At 41.3% G+C, this 20286-nt stretch carries 14 protein-coding genes and 2 pseudogenes; 3 read left to right on the top strand and 13 right to left on the bottom strand.

All coding sequences use genetic code 11. The features are described from left to right. Nucleotides 1-48 precede the first annotated feature (48 nt). On the bottom strand, nucleotides 49-1197 hold the full coding sequence (locus TW81_RS07250; protein ID WP_045955047.1) for a mannitol-1-phosphate 5-dehydrogenase: 1149 nt from the start codon (nucleotides 1195-1197) through the stop codon (nucleotides 49-51). Between the two features lie 140 nt (nucleotides 1198-1337). Next, nucleotides 1338-3224 (bottom strand): PTS mannitol transporter subunit IICBA, encoded by a 1887-nt coding sequence (locus TW81_RS07245; RefSeq protein WP_045955046.1) that lies wholly within the window; start codon nucleotides 3222-3224, stop codon nucleotides 1338-1340. Nucleotides 3225-3685: 461 nt separating this feature from the next. Here TW81_RS07245 and TW81_RS07240 point away from each other — a divergent pair, with 461 nt between their 5' ends. Then, the gene (locus TW81_RS07240) at nucleotides 3686-4333 is read left to right on the top strand and encodes an HAD family hydrolase (protein WP_045955045.1); all 648 of its coding nucleotides are present in this window, start codon (nucleotides 3686-3688) and stop codon (nucleotides 4331-4333) included. A gap of 349 nt (nucleotides 4334-4682) precedes the next feature. Here the strand turns inward: TW81_RS07240 and TW81_RS07235 are convergent, their stop codons facing one another. Together TW81_RS07235 and TW81_RS19655 are read right to left on the bottom strand one after the other, a co-directional pair. Beyond that, complete coding sequence (locus TW81_RS07235; RefSeq protein ID WP_045955044.1) at nucleotides 4683-5306, bottom strand: bifunctional 4-hydroxy-2-oxoglutarate aldolase/2-dehydro-3-deoxy-phosphogluconate aldolase; 624 nt, start codon at nucleotides 5304-5306, stop codon at nucleotides 4683-4685. Nucleotides 5307-5354: 48 nt separating this feature from the next. Further along, nucleotides 5355-5480: pseudogene (locus TW81_RS19655) on the bottom strand (PfkB family carbohydrate kinase); the annotation flags it as partial. 62 nt (nucleotides 5481-5542) lie between these two features. Between TW81_RS19655 and TW81_RS19030 the strand changes: the two are divergent. Both TW81_RS19030 and TW81_RS07230 read left to right on the top strand, forming a co-directional pair. After that, nucleotides 5543-5927, top strand: a pseudogene (locus TW81_RS19030) (DUF294 nucleotidyltransferase-like domain-containing protein); the annotation flags it as partial. An 11-nt stretch (nucleotides 5928-5938) separates the two neighbouring features. Continuing rightward, nucleotides 5939-6364, top strand: a complete 426-nt coding sequence (locus tag TW81_RS07230; protein WP_338061729.1) for a 3'-5' exonuclease — start codon at nucleotides 5939-5941, stop codon at nucleotides 6362-6364. A gap of 401 nt (nucleotides 6365-6765) precedes the next feature. Here the strand turns inward: TW81_RS07230 and TW81_RS07225 are convergent, their stop codons facing one another. From TW81_RS07225 to TW81_RS07185, 9 genes are all read right to left on the bottom strand, one after another. Then, the gene (locus TW81_RS07225) at nucleotides 6766-8559 is read right to left on the bottom strand and encodes a hypothetical protein (protein ID WP_045955043.1); all 1794 of its coding nucleotides are present in this window, start codon (nucleotides 8557-8559) and stop codon (nucleotides 6766-6768) included. Further along, a complete protein-coding gene (locus TW81_RS07220) occupies nucleotides 8559-11081 on the bottom strand; it encodes a sensor histidine kinase (protein WP_045955042.1) in 2523 nt (840 codons plus the stop codon). Before TW81_RS07220 ends, TW81_RS07225 begins: the two co-directional genes overlap by 1 nt. Nucleotide 11082: 1 nt before the next feature. Then, on the bottom strand, nucleotides 11083-12408 hold the full coding sequence (locus TW81_RS07215) for a DNA methyltransferase (RefSeq protein ID WP_045955041.1): 1326 nt from the start codon (nucleotides 12406-12408) through the stop codon (nucleotides 11083-11085). Between the two features lie 121 nt (nucleotides 12409-12529). Then, nucleotides 12530-12964, bottom strand: a complete 435-nt coding sequence (locus TW81_RS19540) for a Tn7-like element transposition protein TnsE (RefSeq protein WP_045955040.1) — start codon at nucleotides 12962-12964, stop codon at nucleotides 12530-12532. Next, nucleotides 12961-14157: a hypothetical protein gene (locus tag TW81_RS07205; RefSeq protein WP_045955039.1), complete on the bottom strand. Its 1197-nt coding sequence runs from the start codon at nucleotides 14155-14157 to the stop codon at nucleotides 12961-12963. Before TW81_RS07205 ends, TW81_RS19540 begins: the two co-directional genes overlap by 4 nt. Nucleotides 14158-14166: 9 nt before the next feature. Then, a complete protein-coding gene (locus TW81_RS07200) occupies nucleotides 14167-15684 on the bottom strand; it encodes a TnsD family Tn7-like transposition protein (protein ID WP_045955038.1) in 1518 nt (505 codons plus the stop codon). Between the two features lie 2 nt (nucleotides 15685-15686). Further along, nucleotides 15687-17345, bottom strand: coding sequence for an AAA family ATPase (locus TW81_RS07195; protein ID WP_045955037.1), 1659 nt, complete (start codon nucleotides 17343-17345; stop codon nucleotides 15687-15689). Beyond that, the gene (locus tag TW81_RS07190) at nucleotides 17345-19429 is read right to left on the bottom strand and encodes a DDE-type integrase/transposase/recombinase (RefSeq protein WP_045955036.1); all 2085 of its coding nucleotides are present in this window, start codon (nucleotides 19427-19429) and stop codon (nucleotides 17345-17347) included. Before TW81_RS07190 ends, TW81_RS07195 begins: the two co-directional genes overlap by 1 nt. Next, on the bottom strand, nucleotides 19416-20246 hold the full coding sequence (locus TW81_RS07185) for a heteromeric transposase endonuclease subunit TnsA (RefSeq protein WP_045955035.1): 831 nt from the start codon (nucleotides 20244-20246) through the stop codon (nucleotides 19416-19418). The genes TW81_RS07190 and TW81_RS07185 overlap by 14 nt, the downstream gene beginning before the upstream one ends. Nucleotides 20247-20286 lie beyond the last annotated feature (40 nt).

Here is a 20286-nt window from a genome sequence, read left to right as displayed (position 1 = left end):
CTTCAAAAGGATAAAGTGCCACATCGGTGGCACTTTGTGGAACTAACATTAGTTGATTGCTTTATACGCTTGTTCGGCGAGTTTAACAACTTCTGAATCAACATTCAGCTCTGAATAGTGCGCCAAAGTTTGCGCGAAGCCTTTTTCGGCGAACATTGCCTGTAATTCCACCGCTTGAGGGTCATCATCATTTTTGTAATGAAATGCTGCGGCGATACCTTTAATCAGGTGAGCGTTGGGCAGGCCGTACTCTAAGGTACCATTTAATGGCTTAATAAGACGATCTTGTGGACTCAGTTTACGAATAGGCTGGCGACCAACACGATCAACTTCGTCACGCAGGTACGGATTCGCAAAACGGCCGAGGATTTTCTCGATGTATGCCGCATGTGCTTGTGGTTCGAAACCGTAACGTTTAATCAGCACCGCACCGCTTTCTTCCATTGCTGCCTTTACTTGGGCGCGAATCGCCGGGTCTTCAATCGAATCTTTAATCGTTTCATGGCCTGCTAATACGCCAAGGTAAGCAGTAATAAGGTGACCTGTATTGAGGGTAAACAGCTTGCGCTCAACAAACGCCATTAGATTATCAGTACACTCCATACCCGGGACGTTTGGAATGTCACCTTTGAATTGGGTTTGGTCAACAATCCACTCGCTGAAGGTTTCAACTGTTACCGCCAGAGGATCGGTCTCGCCTGCTTCTGCCGGTGGCACGATACGGTCAACCGCAGAATCGACAAAGCCGATGTGTTGGTCACTAAACGCTTTAAGCTCGTCAGTCAAATGCTCATAAACCGCTTCTTTCAGCTGAGTCGTGCCTCGAACCATGTTCTCAGCAGCAATCACATTGAGCGGCTTAACGTTGTTTGCTGCCGCTCGCTTGGCGATACCTTTTGCGATTGAACCAGAGATGATTTTTAGCACCGTAGGGCCGACTGCCGTGGTGATAAGATCAGCCTCAGCAATACAATCTACAACCGCATCCGTTGCCGAGTTCACCGCCGTTACATTGTTTACGGTTTCAACAACACACTCTTCGCCTACCACTTTTACTGGGTATTGGTTGCGCTTTTGAAGTTCAGACACAACGGTTTCGTTAACGTCTGCAAATGTTACTTCCATGCCTGCATCGGAGAGCAATTTACCGATAAAACCACGACCAATATTACCTGCACCAAAATGTAACGCTTTCATAATAGTAACCTTTCAAATGTTGAATCTGTATAGCTGAGGGCTTTACTACACACGCCTAAGCATTCAGCTATCCAGACTAAAAATGAGGCCAGAGGGGGGACTGCTGGCCTCGTTCACTCAGGAGCTAGACAAAAGTACTACTAGGCATTGAGGATATTCAGAACATCTTGTGGGTCTGATGTGTTCTGTAAACGCTCAACCGCCTCTTCGTCATCAAGTGAATTTGTAATCGCCATCAAAACCATATTGTGTTCATCACCTTGAGCAGCGATGCCGATGACCATTTTTGCTACATCATCTTCATCTTCGCCCCATTGAATACCCTCTGGGTATTGGCAGAACACTATGCCTGTTTTCATAACGTATTGTTTTGCTTCGATGGTGCCATGCGGTACTGCGATTGACTCACCTAGGTAGGTAGAGACAAGCTCTTCACGAGCAAACATACCGTCAACATATTCAGGTGAAACATTACCTAATTTAACCAGTTGCTCACCTGCAAACTTAATCGCCTCTTCCTTGGAGTTGGCTTTTAACCCGAGGAACACACTGTCACTAGTTAACGTCAGTGTTGAGTCCTTTTCCTCGGCTTGCGCTGCAGGTGCTTCAGGCTTTTTTGCCTCGCCACTCCTTGCTTGAAGAAGCTGCTCGACTAGGTTGTCGTATACACCGCCATCTAGGAAGTTACTTAGTGAAATATGCATCGCACCTTGTGCATGGGTACGTGCACGATCGGTTAGGTCTTTGTGGGTGACTACGATTTGAGAATCACCAGGTAGATTGTTAATCGCAAGGTTAGAGACATCGATGTCTAGACCAGCCGCTTGAACTTTCTTGCGTAGTAAGCCTGCACCCATTGCGCTTGACCCCATACCTGCATCACATGCCACATAGATTGCGCTTACGTCAGCTAGGTTAACTTGCGCCGCTGCTTGGCCTTTTGATGCTGCTTTCATGTCGTGCATTGCTGCTGACGCTTTCTCTAGAGACTCTTCGTCACCACCCGTTGCTTTCGATGTTTTCAATAACACTGAAGCAACAAGGAACGAAACAGCTGCTGAAGCGATAACAGATAGCACCACGCCTAGATAAGAACCTTTAGGTGTCATCAGAAGTACAGCAAAGATAGAACCAGGAGACGCTGGAGAAATTAGACCTGAGCTGAACATTACGTTAGTGAACACACCAGTCATACCACCTGCAATTACCGCAAGGATTAGACGTGGGTTCATTAGCACGTATGGGAAGTAAATTTCGTGAATACCACCGAGGAAGTGGATGATAGAAGCGCCCGCAGCAGATTGCTTAGCGTTACCTTTACCAAATGCCATGTACGCAAGTAGTAGACCTAGACCAGGACCTGGGTTCGCTTCGATTAGGAAGAAGATTGAGCGGCCTAGCTCTTCAGACTGTTGAATACCTAATGGCGAGAAGATACCGTGGTTAATCGCATTGTTTAGGAACAGGATTTTTGCTGGTTCAACAAAGATAGAAGCCAGTGGCAACGCGCCTGTTTCAACCATCACGTTAACGCCTGCTGCCAATGCACTTGAAAGCACTTTCACTGCTGGGCCGATGATGAAGAAAGCTAAGATAGCTAGAATCATACCGATGATACCGGCAGAGAAGTTGTTCACTAGCATCTCAAAGCCGCTCTTCACTTTACCGTGAACAGACTCATCGAATTTCTTGATTGCGTAACCGCCAAGTGGACCTACGATCATCGCGCCCATAAACATTGGGATATCAGTACCGACAATCACACCCATGGTTGTGATGGCACCAACAACCGCACCGCGGTCTCCACCCACCATTTTACCACCGGTATAACCGATCAGTAGTGGCAGCAAGAATTTGATCATTGGTCCAACAAGTGATGCCAACGTCTCGTTTGGCAACCAACCGGTTGGAATAAATAGTGCGGTAATGAAACCCCAGGCAATAAATGCACCGATGTTAGGCATTACCATGTTGGATAGAAAACGACCAAAGTTTTGCACTTTGATCTTAGCTTCTGGTGATAACATAGGGAGACCTCAGTTTTATTGGATGGCCAATCTGGCCCAAAATGTTTGTTTAAAAGTCGATTAAAATGTATCACAACAAATCGAAAACGCACTCCAACCCTAGATTTAGTGACAAAAATCACACACAAAGAATTAACACTTCATTTTTTGAGTGACCAATTTCACACAAATGGACTGTATGTAAATTACAAACGCAATTTAGTGAAAATGATTATCAATCAGTAGTGACTTTGGTCACAATTAATAATTAGGAAATAAAAAATAATTAGTGATAAGAATCACATTTGCGAAATATAAACGTAATAACCTCACCAAAACAGTTCATAAAGCGCTCGATATTGGGTCAACAAATAGCCTTAATTTTATTTCCAACCACTAAGTGTAATAAAATTACAAAAGAATTTCGGTCTATTTTGACGTTAAACTAGAGGCGCTAAACCACAACGGTAAAAGTGAGTAATATGCTCAAAGCGATACTTTTTGATATGGATGGACTGATCTTTGATACCGAGTCCGTTTATAAGCAGAGTTGGCAATATGCCGCTACAGAACAACACCTCACCATTAGCGACGGCTTCTATCAGCAGTTTATCGGTGTACAAGATCCAGACTGTGAGCGCTTATTGGTTAAGCATTTTCAGAGTGCCCTTGATATTGAACGCTATAGAACAACCAGAGATGCGCACTATCAACAGCTTCGCCAGCAAGGCATCGCAATAAAACCGGGCTTTGCAGCGTTATTGGCATTTATCAAACAACGAGGTCTTAGAACAGCGCTAGTGACTTCCTCCCCTTTGGTCGACGTCAAATTCAACTTTTCCCCTACCGACTATCTGAGCCAGTTTGAACTCGTCATCAGTGCTGAAGATGTCGTAAGAAGCAAACCACACCCAGAAGGCTATCAGAAGGCATGCAAAAGATTAGGTTTGGCACCCGATGAGTGTTTGGTGTTAGAAGACTCAAATAACGGTATTCGCGCCGCCCTCACTGCTGGCTGCCACGCTGTGATGATCCCGGATTTATTACCGCCGCTGCCAGAGTGGCAAGATAGGATTATTCAACTCGACAATTTACACCAAGTGATCGAGATATTAGATAGCTTCTCATAGCGCTGGTAGCACTAGAAGGTGCTCTTAGCGCTACGGCAAAGCGATTGGTGGCATCATTTTATTGTTCAGTTTGTTCCTGCTTAAACCAAGCAAAAGTGACAACAAGCTAATCAGTAAATTTAAGGTAAGTTCAGCACGAACGATTGATTCATCCAGCCTCCTTTGATTCATCCAGCCTCCTTTAAGAGGGCCTTTAAAGCCAATCGGATGATGCTTTCATTTCCCCTATTCATTGGCAGGTTAGGTGAAAACTTAGACATAGAACGACTACATGAAGCAGTTGGCGTTGGCAAAATGCTCAAAATCTTTCGACTAACTAGACATTAATCGGTGCTAACCGAGCTAGGAATTATTCAATAATTCTCGCAACTTCACGAACTAGCTTAGCTAAGTAATCCCATTGCTCATTATCAATCAAATCGCCAGGCACCATCCAAGTACCGCCACACGCTAAGACTGAAGGAATTGACAAGTAATCTTTAACATTACTTGGGCTCACGCCACCTGTTGGCATGAATTTCACTGGGTAAACCGCTGTTAGTGCTTTGAGCATTGACACGCCACCTGATGGCTCTGCAGGGAAGAATTTAAGCGTACTTAGACCCATTTCCATAGCTTGCTCTACTAGGCTTGGGGTGTTAACACCCGGAACGATGGTAACGTTACGCTGTTGACAATACTTCACTGTGGTTGGGTTAAAGCCAGGGCTAACAATAAAGTCAACACCTGCGTCAATTGCCTCATCAACTTGAGCACTTGTCAAAACAGTACCTGCGCCAATCAGCATCTCTGGGTAAGCTTCACGTATGTTTTTGATCGCTAGTGAGGCCTCTTCAGTACGGAAAGTAACTTCTGCACAAGGTAGGCCATTTTCAATCAATACTTGAGCAAGCTTAACTGCCTTGCTGGCATCTTTGATCGCAATCACAGGGACTACTTTAATCTCAGAAAGTTGTTGATTCAGATCTTTCATTTCATCGTTCCTTAAATAGTAGGCATCGCGTCGCTTGGGATGATTACATCCACGATATTGAATAAGAGTACCAGCCACAGTGTGACCCGCCAGCGCAGACTCAGCAAGCTCTCCGCCTAAAATAAGTTTTGCGAGATAACCCGCGTTGAAATAGTCACCTGCGGCTAAATGAATCCCCCCCCCTAATCCTGTGACATACGATGTTAAGAGCAGCTTGGCCCATCTCAGTGTGATTATGGATGGTTGCTGGATCTCATGCGAGCAATGAAGTCCACATGCTGTAAGACCAAGACGCGCGATTGTTCTTTCTTACGGCGCCACTGAAGAGGGCTGCTCTACTTTACTCATCTGGTAATGCGTGTCTGCAATGGTTTAGCGGCCTGCAGTTTCCCGCTGTGTGATGGCAAATGTATGGCTGCGAATCCGAAATGGTGTCAGCCAGTTCAGTGTTGGAAAGACTACTATCAGAAATGGCTTGCCAATACAGAATACGACAAACTAGTGAGTATCAGCGCCTTCCTCGAAGTGCGTGCTATTCACGGCAACCGCGAGTTTGTCGACCAAATTCAGCAATACCTTCATCATTGCATTCAGAAAAGCCCAAGATTCATCTCGGCATTGAAGAGTAGTACATTAACCATGGCAAGTTTATTAAACCTGAGTCAGCCCAAATCAACGGCTTAAAACCACAAGACTTGGCAGCTGGCTTGCCACTCGATGAAGGAATGGATCACTTACTTGAGAGGATACGAGGCAAAATTATTCTCGCCCACGGCTGTTGTATTGAGAAAGCTTTTATTGATGCCTATGTGGCGTCCCGCTATGGCACTGATGAACTGCCTGCCTACTATATTGATAGTCTGAGAGTCGCAAAGCCGTTGAGTTATGCGGGTAAAAGTGGTGCTTATATTAGCTATCAATTGGATGACTTGCGCCGCCACTATAATCTTCCAGGTTATCTATCACACTCTGCGGCAAGCGATGCATTGGCCTGTGATGAACTGTTTTTAGTCCAGAGTAAAAAAATGCCGACAGTGCCTGATTTGACCTTAAGCTAGATCAGGCAGCAGACACAGTAATCTTGCCTTGAAGCAAGGATAAAGCACCAATAAGAGATAAGAAAAAAGGCGGTCACGCATCTCGTGAACCGCCTTTTGTCGATGGACATTAAAGTTTAAAACTTTTCTTTCCTATAGACCTTATCATTAGGTAACAAAATAGAGACTGATGTGACAATAAAGTTTGAAACTAAGTCAAACTCACTACCTTCTAAAGGCTGCATGTATGACAATAAAGTTTGAGACTTTCAAAAGATCAGATCTACTCAATACGCTCAAGGACTTTGTCCCTACCTAGGTACTTGTCAAAGATAGGCATATATACCTCGCTACAAGTTTAAATCATCGTCATCAGACTCAACCCAAAACCAATAATTTTGCAAACGTATTATACAAAATAGTTAAATTGAAAAATCTTTCTCAAGTGCAATACGTGCTTTGTATCCTACGAAATAACTTCTAAGCAACTTATTGGAGAAGGTTTCACGAAGGTGGGACACACGTTGACCGTTCATTAACAGTTTGTTGCTGAGTACCTTGATATCAAAGTTCTGAGCGTTACTCAATGTAAATGAAGAATATTGTTGAACTATTATTTCACTTAATGGCTCGTTGGTTAAAACACATGGAGCGACTGGAGAATAATGAGAGGGTTCTACTTGAGCACTCTTTGCCATTCTGAGAGCTTCTTTGAGTTGGTTAAACTTTTTGATCCACCCTGGTAGGAATACTAACGGCGGTAATTCCTGGTTATAATCAAAACTAATAAGGCCGGATGAATTAAATACACACAAGTCTAACCAATTGATATTTGCAGAAATCGCTTTACCAAAATTGAATGTATAGTAAATATTATTATTACTATCTTTAGGTAGAACTATAAAGTCACAACTCTCACGTGAATTCAATTGACGCTCATGAGCATCCTTACGCTTCTTTGTATTACTAACTAATTCAGTTTTAAATGGAATTAATAACACTTCATTAACTGACCGTTCCCCCAATTCATCCGGTTTTCCCCTTACCATTAGGTCACAGGCTTGTTCCAAGAGAATGTATTTCTGCGAACCTATATCGAATATATCACCAGAACGTATAGGTGTATGTGTGATGTTTATTGTTTCATCAAAAACTTCTTGGTGACGAAGTTTAGAAAAGTTGTTATTGGGTAAAATTAATCCTTTTAAATATTCCACATACGCTTCATCCCTCAAAATAGGAGAGGTTTGTACAGAACGGTAAGCCACTATCTTTTCTAGGATAGAGTTCTGTTCATTCAAATATTGACTAATAGCTTCATACTGCTTAATTGAAAATAATCGATGTAGTAAATCAATTTCAGAAGCACCTTCATCAAGTGAACTCTTAAAAATTGAAGAATCAACTTCATAAATAGATTGTTGACTCAAATCTGATTTTAAATTGTTAATTGATTCAATAAGTTTCTCCGAAACACTTTCAACCATTTCGGAGCTTAATTTTCTAAGAAATATTCGTTTTACAAACTCAGATGCTTTAAATTTAATACATATCTTTTTGTCATCTTCCATGATGTCTTTGGATAGAACAGAAAAGTATTGAGAATTAATATGATTTGGTATTTCTTTTGTTATTTTAAATCGCTCATTTTCTTCTTCTGAACCGTTTTTTGTTTCGCTGGTAAATAAAACACAATAAACATTACTTAACTCGCTATTAAGTACATCAAGTACGATTAATTTACCATGATCTTTAGGAAGGTTTTCACGAGAGAAATCATAGTCAATGAGGAAAAGGTTTTCATCAGAATTATTAAGCCAAAATTCTTTTTCTTGTTGCCATTTTTTATTACTTAATGTGTGTACTCTTTTATTTGTGTGATCTTCAAATATATCTTTGAGCTTTTGAAATTCTTCTGGAGTGAAATCGGGAAGATCTTTCTCGATATATTTGTAGAACTTTTCAATACTATCCTCATCTTCTGGTAACTGGTCTTGCCATATATCAAAAGGAGAATTCGATTGTAACTCTGCTATAGTTGAAAAAGGTTCATATTCCTGAACCAAAGTTGGGGCGACTTCATAGTGGTTTTTAACTTCTGCTAAAAATTCATCTTTAAAGTCACCACTATTAGGGGCAAATCTATCATCCACCCAAATGACATTATCTAGTTTAATTGCGTCGAAAACGCTTTGTTTAAATTGTTCTACAGCCATTACACCAACGCCTCGATTAAATTAACTTCAAACTTATATCTTCTACCAAACTTATTTCTTTCTTCTAATAATTTGATAGAGCACCCTCTTTCTTTTAGGAGAGTCTGTACAATATATAGTCCTAAGCCTTGGCCATACTCTTTATCTGATGCGAACATATCAAATAACACGTCTTCCAATGCAGGTCTAACGCCTTTAGCACTATCCCAAATTGTGATGATGCTATTGTCTACAGAAATCGTTATTGAATGTTCGTCTTGAGGGTAGTGAGCTTTATACACCGTTAACCAGTGCTCAGAGTTTCGCACAATGTTATCGATGATTTGGTATAGCTTACCTCGGTTATATGATACTGATTTGGAATTTTTCTTATCGTCTAATTTTATTTCAAGCCCTTTACTTGAAAAGTAACTCTCTCGTAACTCAAAATAGTCATGAACGAAATCAGAGATACTAATTTCTTCCATTACTTGTCGTTGAGCTTTTACTAGAGGGTTAAGTGATGAAATAGCTTTTGACAGAACTTGAGTGTCCCCCCTAATACCGTTAAGTTCTTTGGTCAATGGAACATCTTTAATACCTAAATCTTCTACTCGTTTTTTGGCTGCATTTAGGTGTAATCGCGTATTTCTGATCTGCTCATTAGCTTCGTGAGCCAATGTTTGTGCAGATAAACCAATTGCTACGTGATCATAAAAGTTCTTAATTTGATTCTCGTAGCTTTTAATTTCCCCAATAACTTTTGTAGTCGAGTGAATGTGGCTAGCTAAGTCATCAGTAAAGGCTTTGTACTGCTTTAAACTCGAATTTACTTCAGACTCTAAAGATGTCACCAGATCTTTAATGGACGCTAGTTTCTCCGCTAAGATAGGATCACTAAACATATCTTGCTGGTTTTCATCTATCGCTTTATCAATCTCAGCGCGCTTTTCGGTAAATGTTTTCTGAATGCGTGAAGTAGATTTAGTCACCTTCGGCTGAAGCTTTATACTCTTTTTGACAATATTATCGAGCTCAACAGTCGCTTGTTTTGCCGAGTAGCCTTTGGGCTTACCAGCATCTTCTAGAATCATTTCATCTAAGAACTTGTGTGTACTTCTTCTACTGTTGTTTAAAAAATGGTTCACTGTCTCAATGAAATGACGACAGAGAACATAAAAAGCACGATATTGAGGGTTATCTACAAAGCTTTCACGGTCAGATTTTTCGATTAAGAGTTTATTGTCATACCAGCTTAAGTTGACATATCCTGTGACGTTTGCAGGTCTTAAAGAATAGGCACCTGCACCCGATGTCATGTCTTTCGACAATCCAAGCCAGTCTTTATCACCGGACCCAACTTTAAAGCCATCGCGATAAACGGAGATATCACCAGAAATCGCTTTTATTGATTCTCGCATTGCTTTGAGAGAAATTTCTTCGACATTGAGAGCTTCTTTATCTAATACAAAATTGAATATTTTTGCCTTAAAAATACCAGGAAAACTTTCTGTTATTAAAGCTGTACTCAGTTCATCAAACGAAATCCTGTGTTCAAAATTCAGGAAATACTTACTTTCAGAGTGAGTGCACTCATAGTCTTGTAAGCGAGGTTGTTTTTTTATGTAGTCTAGAAGTGCAATTCCGTTATCTGATAGAACGTGATTGTCAAAAGGGGATCTTCGATCATCAGTTGACTTAGGCTTATAAGGTAGAAGGTCTATCTTGCCCTTTACAATTGCCTCGGCTTCAGTAACTTCAAAATCAAATATACTGGACGCCTGCTCTAGTAGTTTATTCGAAACGACTTCTAATTCTTCGTTGACTCCATTACAGACATAAAATGTTTTGAAATCTGAAATTTGACCGTGAGGGGATACCATAGAAGCTATCTTGTTCTTTACAGAGTTTGATTCTTGGCTTTCCCAGAAATCTACATCTCTAAGCCCAATCGCTTCTATAGTCGTTCCACTTGATGGCTTTGGTACAAGAGTTTTTTCTTCAATATGAATTGTGTCGATGGTTTTACCGTGAGAGAAGTCGTCCCAATTAAACGAAACGGCAATACCAGGTTGGTTAGCTTGATCGTGCGTTGAAATTCGGCATAGAGAACCTAGTTGCATAGAACCTAATCGACCTAAGCCTTTGTCACCGACTAAAGTTCGATCGTATTTTTTGGTTACAACCCCTTGTTCTTTTGCTGCCTTTTTTTCTGAGTAACTAACTGTAAGCCAAGAGCGATCTATCCGGTTTCTGTTCATACCGTGACCATTGTCTTTTACAGAAATTCGACCTTTATAAACCTTCTTCTCTTTTACTTCTTTACCCTCAACCATTGTGATGTGTTCAACGGTTTCGGTATATCCAGTATCAACTTCTATATAGCAAAAACTCGCATCAGCATCGTGCGAGTTTTTAATAAGTTCGACTAGAGCTATATCTGGGCCACTGATTAACTCAGCACCTAGTTGCTGAATGACATGAGCATCGATTTTAAGCTTTAGTGGGTCTGTTTTTTTTTCTTTTTCTGACGTTGTTGCCATATTATCTCCGCATTATCAGGACAGTTTCTTTGCCCATCGTTGTCGCGACTTTGTTTCTTGAAGGCATTCGTTTAGCGGGTATGTCTCTTTCAAGCTGGTAAACAAATTTACAGCCAAAACTTTCAAGTACTTCACGCATAATTTTGTCTAGTGGTACTTCAATATTTGAGATTCTTCGATTGCCTAGGGTCCAAATCATATATGCATTATCACGCAGTTCATCAACTGCATTTTCAAGAGCTAGAGAGAGATCATAAACAAAGCTAATGAGCTTTTTTGTATTGTCTGGATTCACTAGATGAATAGTCTCGATGCATTGATTTAATGAAGGGGACTTATCTTTAAGTGCTTCATGCTTCTCCGCTGACTCTTTCAACGAACCACCTAAACTAGAACTATCAATCGTGTTTTGTTGGCTCAGCAGCTGCGGTTGGGTACTTTCATTAATGTCGTTCATATCTATCCATTGCAATGGTAAATATGAAAACTGGCCATATGTCACTGTAGTAGCATTATCACCATATGGTGGTGAACTAATTAGCAGGTCGTATTTCGTTTTAGAGCGCGTGCGAGCTTTTGCATCGACATTCTTAATGCTAACTTTGCTTACACCTTTTGAACGGACTAAATGTCCGTTGTCACCAAGCAGTTGCTTTTGAGCTTTGATGTTTTCAACACTTTTCAGAACATTACGTTTGAAGATTTCTTCAGGCGATCCAATCTTTTCAATTTGTTCTTCAGATTTAATATGAAGCTTATATGTTGAGCTTCTGGAGTTACACGTAGAGCGAACTGTGTTACTAAGTGCTAGCCAGAAGATCTTACGCGCCCATTTTGAAGGTTCGGCTTTAATTGCCAAATAGATCGTACTCAGTTCAATTTGAACATTCGGTAAGAACCATTTATCTATACCTGTGAAATTTACGGCAACAACATCTGCTTTGCTTGTTTCAATAGTGAAAAGAAGGTTAGCTACTTTCTCTTGAAGCTTTTTGATGTATAGAGGGCCACTTTTAACTTCACAAGCTAAGATTGCGAGAGGGTTTATATCATGGCCCACAAAATCAAGCCCACGCATCATCGCTTCACCTAATGTGGTGCCGGAACCCACAAATGGGTCAAATACAGTCTTAATATCATTATCTTCACTACAAATCGCATCAATAAGCTCGCCCTGCATTTGAGGAACCATCATCGCTGGGTATTGAATAAGAGCATGGCAGTGTTGTCGACTTGAACGACCTTTGAAAGACCAGTACGAGTCATCTGCTAATGAGTAAGCCTTGATTTTATTGATAATTGTTTTGTCATGTACTGTTAAAGGCATTTAGGTCGAACTCAAATTAAGTGAATGATAAAGATCTTAATGTATCTACATCGTTATTTTGTAAGGTATTTTATCATCATTTAGACATAGACACCAGGTTAAGCAATCACCTATATCTCAATCAAAGTTTGGACACTACTCTGGCTGCCCAATCCAATATCGACTCTTTAGGGATTCCCGTAGACTCTCCTTCGATCGATTTTGGGTGAGAAATACCAATATGCTTCTTAAAACCAAACATGGCGTCCATTTCTTGTGTTGGCCATCCCAGAGACTTTGTCACCACACCTTTTTTGATTAGAGAAAACTGCTCTTTCCAGTTTCGTGTATCAATCTGTCGCACGCATTTGGTTGAGATCCATTTATTCAGCCCTGTTACGTCAATTTCAAGTAAGTAATTCACATGCCCATTTCGTTCCACGACAACGCAACGTATCGTTCTCTTTGCACCAGAGTCAATCAAGTGACACTTACTGCGTCCAACTTGGTCTAATTCATGAGTATAAGAATCGATGATTGTGCAGGCATATTTTTCCTCTAGCATTTGCACCATCATGTTAAAAGCCGTAAAACGAGAGGCATACTCCTCTGATCTATCAGTACAATCTTGTATACCCCCGCCCATATCTGCACAAGGTATTTCACCATTATTGCCAGGCTCATTGGTACTGACCTTATCACCAGCTTTCTTAGCAGCATCTTGCCTCTATCTGGCCGATGACTCCTTTTGGGCGTTGTTGCTTTCGACGTTGAAAAACGATTTTTAAACCTTACAGAGCAGGTATTTTCACCTAGTAAGAAAGCATGGTTAGCATCGGAAGCCTCACGATCATCATCGATAATATGTTCTTCTGGGCGCTCGTATGGTTCAGGACATTTTCCACCAGTGGTTGGCTCTTGTCCTTCATCTGGATGCGTAAAAGAAGGGTTATGGAAATAGACCCTAGACGGCATTTGAGCATTAATTTCAATATCCGTGATCTTTTCAACCAGAAAGTAGCGACCACTCGTATCAAGTCTGCCGTCATATGAGAAAGACCACCCAGACATTTGCGGCGGGTCAAAGTGAAATAGCCAACGCTTATACCCCGCAGACACATCTCGTTCCTTTTCGATGTTGAAATATCTAAAAATCGACTCAAATGAACGCTTTGCATTGCTATCAATAAGCAACCAGCTCAACATTGCTCTCGTTGCTGAATCATTGAATGCCGAAGGAGGAAAGTTTGATGTTTGCAACACTTCGATATTGGCATGGTCCTCCTTGGTGTTTACTTCGACCTTAAAGTCTGTAAGCAAACGAGAAGACATTAATGACGCTCGCGATAAGTACGAGCTGGCATAAAATAGAACCCTTGCTAGCTCAAGCTGCGGAATAACCAGTGTAGGGACAGCGCCTCGGTCTAATATAAATGCATGTTGCTCTGACTCTTTCTTTCTCAAAGATTCTGCTGACTCTGAGTCGGGGAACTCACTCAAGCTACTGTATCGAAGGAACTCATTACTTCTAAATTTGTGACGCCCTCGTTTAGCGTAACTTTCTGATAACCCTCTTTGATTAATTATTTTTCCTCGATACAAAGCAGGAACGTTAGAAAATGCAGTAGCATGAAATTTATTTTTCTGCTGTGGGGGATAGCACCAAACTTCAATTGAAGGCCGGTAAGACGAATCACTTATTGGTACTAATACTTTACCTGTATGGACTATACGTACATCATCGTCACACTTGTAAAACCTAGCTCCCATATCATGTCCTTATTTGTAATCTGATCCTGTAGTTACCCAGCCAAGTAAATCTGCGATAACTGGCATTATTCTTTCGTCGGGAAGGCTTGCTGAACGCATCAATTGCCAGCGACTCATTCCTGAACCTGTTTTTGATTTTGCGATTACTGCCATGACTAGCCGACGAGCTTGAAACTCAAAGACGCTTTCTTGATAACGGTTCAAAGTAAGAGATAGCAAGGGTAATAAGTTCAGTTTTTTGCTCACCGAGCCGTAATCATCTAGCTGCTTAAGTAAGAAATTTTTGCTTCTTCGAGAGCCATCAATAACGGTATCTAATCGTTCGACAATCCTAATAAGCTGCTTAGTTAGTGATCGGTCTCTTGCGCTCCAATCTACTTTTTTCTGCCTTACATGAGATTGGGATTGATGGATTCGATTGAAAGCTAATAGCCAATCTCTATCATTTCGGTACAGCCAAGCATACAGTGCACCACCACCTGGAAGTTTGCGTGCTTTCTTAATCGAAGTCTTGTCTATTAAATAACGCCACTGCTTACGTTTTTCCTCATTTGAATTTGGCGTAAGGTGAGCATTGTCCTTAGGGAAGGATATCGTCACTTTCTCTTTTGATTTAACTTCTTTAATGATTTCACTAGCCGATATTTCAGGAATAAAAGCAGACCAAACCGTTAAGTGCTGTAGATAGCTAAAAGCTGTACGATGGCGGCGAAATATCGTTCGAAGCCAGTTAGTATCTCTATCAGAATTGATAGTTAACTCAGGGGTAACGATTTTACTTACAACTAAATCTGCAATCTTATCGTGTGCTATCTGTTTAGTACCTTTTCTACACCCGAAGTCGAGTGCTAGATGATTGTAGAAAAGACTCCATTGACGCTGAGTCGGAGAGTCTTGGGCTGGTAAGCACATTACCTCTTTAGCTTTGTTGGCCAAATAAGCAACCTGCTGCTCCGCTTTATCCGTGGTATTACTTAAAAGGGGCTGACATTGTATTCGGCCACATGCATGGTACGTGTGCCTACTATCATGGTAAGAGGCTGTCGATTGACTTAGAAGTCCATGCTTAGGGCAGTGAGGTAAAGATGGCAAAAACCACAATCTAGACCAATAACTTTCCCCATATTTTTGCTTTTGTTCCGCGACACAAGCTGGGCAAACACAAAAGTTATCCGACGTTTTTACAATAGAAGCTGGGGCTCCTAGCATTAGATGAACAGAGCCCTTAGCGCAATGTTCCATTCGCTCCATCGCTCTAATCCTAATGCTTTCATCAACAAAAGGAGCGTAAATCGGGAACATTGTATGTTCATAAATAAGCTGTTGGACGTCAAATCGTCCCGTGTTAACTAGCTGCTCTGATATCGAAGACAAATGACTAGGCAGATCAATTGTCGCAATCACTTTTCTGTCACCATACACTTCATCTAGTAGCTGTTTAGAACTTGTAATCGCACTGCGAATTCCAGCTCTAGCCACCAAGCTATAGATTAATTCATCTGGATAAGGGACAGGGAAGCAGTGCAATATTAAACCACCTTTTCTAACAGTGACTGAATGTCTAGAATCAAACCCGACTTTGACATTGCTGTGTACACTTCATTATCAGAATCAGATTGAGAGTGAACAAACCTCAAATCCTCACTATCAAGGGTATGCCACTGAGTCTGTTTGATTGCGGATGCCCTCTTGCCCTTACTTGGCTTAGCCTCTTTTTTAGATTTTAACGGCTCAGGATTGGCAAGTTGCTCATGTACCAATGGGAGTAAGCTTATCCATGTCAAATCAGGATGTTGATCAAATAGCTGTCGTATTACAGGAGCTAAAAGCGTTGAGTCAAACTCATCTTTTAGGGCCATATATACACGTCGCTCTTCATCGGTTCTGAGCTGTTGATATGCAAACTCCTCTGGTGTCTGCTGAACAGTTGTTGCTACCTGTTTTTGCAACTCAAGTAACCGTTTATCAGTGTTGCTTAGTTTAAGGTCTGAAAACTTAATCATTTCTTCGACATCACCCGAGCGAAGAGCAGCTAGCATTGGGTGAACAGGTTTTAATTCATCCTTGTAAACCTGTTGCATTAATTTAGGTGTGATCCTTTCTACTTTTGTCGCGATTGCTCTCAGCTGACACAAGACATATAGCTTAACCACAATATCCAAGACACCTTGGCTTAGCTCATACCATAGAGAACGAATGTCATCCGACAACACCTCATCACGTTTTTGTAGCCATTGAAGAGTCCATAACTTATCCGTGAGCGCTTTCCATTCTCTTCCTTCTTCCATTGGATCCCAAAAAATCGCTCCAAGACCAGAGCCTCGCCTTGCAGATCTCATATCAGCCTCAAATATCTCGCGGGCTCGTGGTGTTCCAACCAAAATCACAGGAAGGCCAATGGTATTTACTAATGTTACAAAGAAATTAAGCATTTTCTCAGAGCCACCAGAGCGAGAACGGCTAAGGTGCTGTATTTCATCAATAATAAGAACACCTACTGCATGAGCATTTGCAACCTGAGCCATTGCAGCTAAAAGTGTTTCAATACTCGGTCTTTTGCTCATCGAGTATTGTCTTTCGTAGTTGGATGTCCCTAATGCTCTATCCATCGCACGAAAAAAGTTCAAGCACAGCTCTTTCAGTGATCCATCATGGGAGCAGTCAATTTTTAGATAAACGACTTGCTCAAGATTTCTGTCAGGGTGGTAAATAACTTGAGGGTATAACGACAAAAGCTGCTTGATCGCCGTTGTTTTGCCATTTCCGCTACATCCAATCAATGTCATGCTTTGGGCTGTAGAACTAACTTCCGTGAACTTTATCGCCTTCAAATCACCAGATAAAACACGCTCGTAACCATTTTGTATATGTCTTGCCCAATCACCTGTTTCGGGATTTCTTCCAACATAGCCACGCCGTATCATCAATGAAAGTCGTTCATGCAACTGTATGTGCTGACTGAGGGGCTGGAAAAAATCATCAATAACACGGCAGATACTATGCGCTCTTTCGGTGCCATTTCGATGGATATCTTCTGCGGTACACCTTAACGAGCCCTTCAGAGCAATCGAGTCGTCTAGGAAACTATTTATCGGTGGTAATGCCTCTATCAACGGGTTATTTCGATAAGCTGAGAGCGTAGCACTTTGATAGACGGCTACTACACGATGATCTTGGCTTTTCTTCATCAGTTATCATCCTCATCGTCAAATAGCTCCGGTATGAAGTCAGGCAGTTGATAACTTTCCTCCTCTCCCTTTAAAGGTATCACCGACGCGACTTCTTCTTGTTTAGCCCTAACTGGCTGTATTGCTAATTCCTTTCTCTCTTGCTCTCGAACATTCCGTTTATTGCCTTTGATGTCATTTATCTTTTGCGCGTTGCTCAATGTACTGGTTTTACGATTCTTTGTAGCTTTCTTCAGTTTCTTTTCAAGAAGATCATCAAAATCTCGTTCTACGGGTGCAAATTGATACTTAGCTTCAGCTAAAATCTGCTTTTGAGCTGCTTGACGTTCCCATACTTGATACCAAGTTAGATCACGGAACTCTCTACTTCGACTAGAAAGATCACAAACCCAAAATGTATTTTTGCCTTCTTCAGGAAACAGATATATGTGATTAGCAGAACCAAGATCATAGGCTGCAAATAGTTTTTTAGGTCTAGATACTTCCGAAGAACGGTGCATCCAACCTGTCTGAATAATTTCTTTTCCTGTGTAGGTTAATCCCCATAACTTTATGCCCAATTCAGATACAGTGACTTTTTGACGAGGTAACAGCAGTATTTTTGCAATATCCGTATCAATAGCTCGTAAACGCCCAGTACGATTCTGTAGGCCCCACCTCCAAAGCTCAATAGGGAGCGATGGAAGGCTTTCTGGCATATCAGGAGCACGATCGTACTTTTCTAAAGGTTTATTTAAGTTGTGAGCAAGTATTGAATAAAGCAATATCTCAACAAAGTCAGATCTCGCGACAGCAGCCTCAACCCTATAATCTTTTTCACCGTGCTTCTTAACCTTGTTACCAGTTACGACACCTGGCATAAAGGGCTTGAACTTAGCCTGTAGCGTGCCAAATGATCTCTCGACAATGCCTTTAGCATCGCCTCTTCGAGGTGGAGCACTTTCAAGTCGAACACTAATAGCATCAACCAAATAATTTGCTTGGTGACTCATCAATTCACCGCGGTCAGCCAGCAACACATCGGGAATACCTATGCATGGCCACTGTTCTTCTGAAATATCGATACCATATTTTGCACAAGTTTCTATTTTGCTGCTAAAGCTGCATATCAGTGCTTTCATTGCAACGGGGAAAGATGGGTTATCGAAACCAATATAAAACCCTGCAACCATACGACTAAAAACATCAATGACCATATAAATCGTCGGCCGACCGATAACCTTGTCTGCATCGTCATCATCTACTAAGTAAATATCTGCAATGGTGGCATCAATCTCATATCGACTACCTGGGCCTAAAGCTTGCTCGGTTGCAGTTCCATGTAGTGGCCTAACATCTTTATTGTAATTGCCTTGAGGTGTTTGAACGGTAAGCTTTGTGACCTTGCTATACTCGGTTTTGTAGAAATACCTAAATTGGCGGAGTGTTGGAATTTCATGCTCTTCAACATCTGGGTTCTTTAGCTTATATGCTTTTGAAAACTTCCTATGTGCATAAGCAACGGAGTTCCCTTCAATATTCATCAAATATTTATCACAAATAATTCGGAACTGTTTTCTAATTTCTTCAGTGACTTGTTTGCCATCACCGACACCGTAAACCCTAGACTTCCCAGCTTTATTTGTTGTGAAGTTTCTTCTCTTTCCGGCAGCGCCTGAGTTTTTGTAATCTGGTATTAGGGCATTTTTTATTTGCCCACGCTGCCAATATCTCCGAACTAAACGATAGATGGTCGATTTGGTTTTATTTGAATTAGCAACCGCATGACTAACCCTTTTGGCTCGAACCCTTTTGTCAAACGCTCCTTCACCTTCTACGATAGGCTTAATCAAATCAAAGTCGTTCTGCCTTTTCTGATATGCATTTGACTCTTTGGTCCAAGACTCTCCTTGAAGGTATGAATAAGGGTCAGGAATTTTGTCTATACGCCCTTCATCGACCCAGTTGCGGCATTCATCAAAATAAACTCTTTCCGGTAAACCTTTATCCTCTTCAATAGCAATCCAATAGAAGTAACTTGTCTCGGTAAAAAGCACACGGTAAGCCTTACCGTCAAACTCTAGAGTTTCGTTAACTGGCCACATTACAATGCCCCCCGAACAAAGATTCGCTTCTAAACGCAATTTCTTTCGCTTTCAAACTATGAAATGGTAAACGAATATCGAACGTTATAAGCCTTGCTGCACACATTAAACGAATATCATAAAGCGACCGACCAAGATCTTGCTGGTATGCCATGTCATACTCTTTACACAGCTCAACGACTTTTCTTTCTGGGTGTTGAACAAAATAAGCACTGATATGCTCAAACGTAAGCGATAGCTCATCCGTTATTACTTCATCAAAGTAGCCCTTAACCCCGTATAACCACTCAATATTAGATACGACTGTTTTGTCTATCTCTTTATCTGTTACGAGGAACCAGGGGATTTTTTTTAGCTGCCAATAACGGCGTTCTATTTCAAGCTTTTCAATGGTTCTTGGGTCTTTTAAATCTTTGGAGTACTTTGCTTGAATTGCAAACTGGGGCTGAGTTTTAGAAGCGGTATTAACCAAAAAATCTGAGGACATTACAAGGTTTACCCCTCCTTGAGAAGGGTGCCAAAGCTGACCTTCCTTGGAAATATTGAGAGTATCATCCCTGTTGAGTGGAAACTGCTCACGAATATCTGTTACCGCAGGGTTATGGTCTAAAAGGAGAAAGACTGCGAACTCAAGGTCCGATAGTACATGATGAATCCGGCCCGTTAGGTGGGAGTAGACTCTCTGAGATCGACCTTCCGAAGGGACCTCATTAACATACAGCCACGGCTTATAGTCAGAAAGCCTTCCTGCACCTCGGCCTTCATTTATTCGCTTGATGATTTGCTTTTCAGTTAAAACGTACTTTGATTTTGCCATAACAAAAACCCGGTCAACTTTTAATCAGTTTAACCGGGTT

The organism is Vibrio galatheae (genome assembly GCF_000967545.1).
Lineage (GTDB): Bacteria > Pseudomonadota > Gammaproteobacteria > Enterobacterales > Vibrionaceae > Vibrio > Vibrio galatheae.
Note: the sequence above shows the minus strand (reverse complement) of the source record. Positions and strands in the feature narration are given on the sequence as shown.

What these genes read in the sequence shown, in the direction of transcription:
- TW81_RS07250 (WP_045955047.1), bottom strand. Translation starts at nt 1,197, where the DNA reads ATGAAAGCGTTACATTTTGGTGCAGGTAATATTGGTCGTGGTTTTATC.
- TW81_RS07205 (WP_045955039.1), bottom strand. Translation starts at nt 14,157, where the DNA reads ATGGGAGCTAGGTTTTACAAGTGTGACGATGATGTACGTATAGTCCAT.
- TW81_RS07195 (WP_045955037.1), bottom strand. Translation starts at nt 17,345, where the DNA reads ATGAAGAAAAGCCAAGATCATCGTGTAGTAGCCGTCTATCAAAGTGCT.
- TW81_RS07245 (WP_045955046.1), bottom strand. Translation starts at nt 3,224, where the DNA reads ATGTTATCACCAGAAGCTAAGATCAAAGTGCAAAACTTTGGTCGTTTT.
- TW81_RS07235 (WP_045955044.1), bottom strand. Translation starts at nt 5,306, where the DNA reads ATGAAAGATCTGAATCAACAACTTTCTGAGATTAAAGTAGTCCCTGTG.
- TW81_RS07190 (WP_045955036.1), bottom strand. Translation starts at nt 19,429, where the DNA reads ATGTGGCCAGTTAACGAAACTCTAGAGTTTGACGGTAAGGCTTACCGT.
- TW81_RS19540 (WP_045955040.1), bottom strand. Translation starts at nt 12,964, where the DNA reads ATGATGGTGCAAATGCTAGAGGAAAAATATGCCTGCACAATCATCGAT.
- TW81_RS07240 (WP_045955045.1), top strand. Translation starts at nt 3,686, where the DNA reads ATGCTCAAAGCGATACTTTTTGATATGGATGGACTGATCTTTGATACC.
- TW81_RS07215 (WP_045955041.1), bottom strand. Translation starts at nt 12,408, where the DNA reads ATGCCTTTAACAGTACATGACAAAACAATTATCAATAAAATCAAGGCT.
- TW81_RS07225 (WP_045955043.1), bottom strand. Translation starts at nt 8,559, where the DNA reads ATGGCTGTAGAACAATTTAAACAAAGCGTTTTCGACGCAATTAAACTA.
- TW81_RS07220 (WP_045955042.1), bottom strand. Translation starts at nt 11,081, where the DNA reads ATGGCAACAACGTCAGAAAAAGAAAAAAAAACAGACCCACTAAAGCTT.
- TW81_RS07185 (WP_045955035.1), bottom strand. Translation starts at nt 20,246, where the DNA reads ATGGCAAAATCAAAGTACGTTTTAACTGAAAAGCAAATCATCAAGCGA.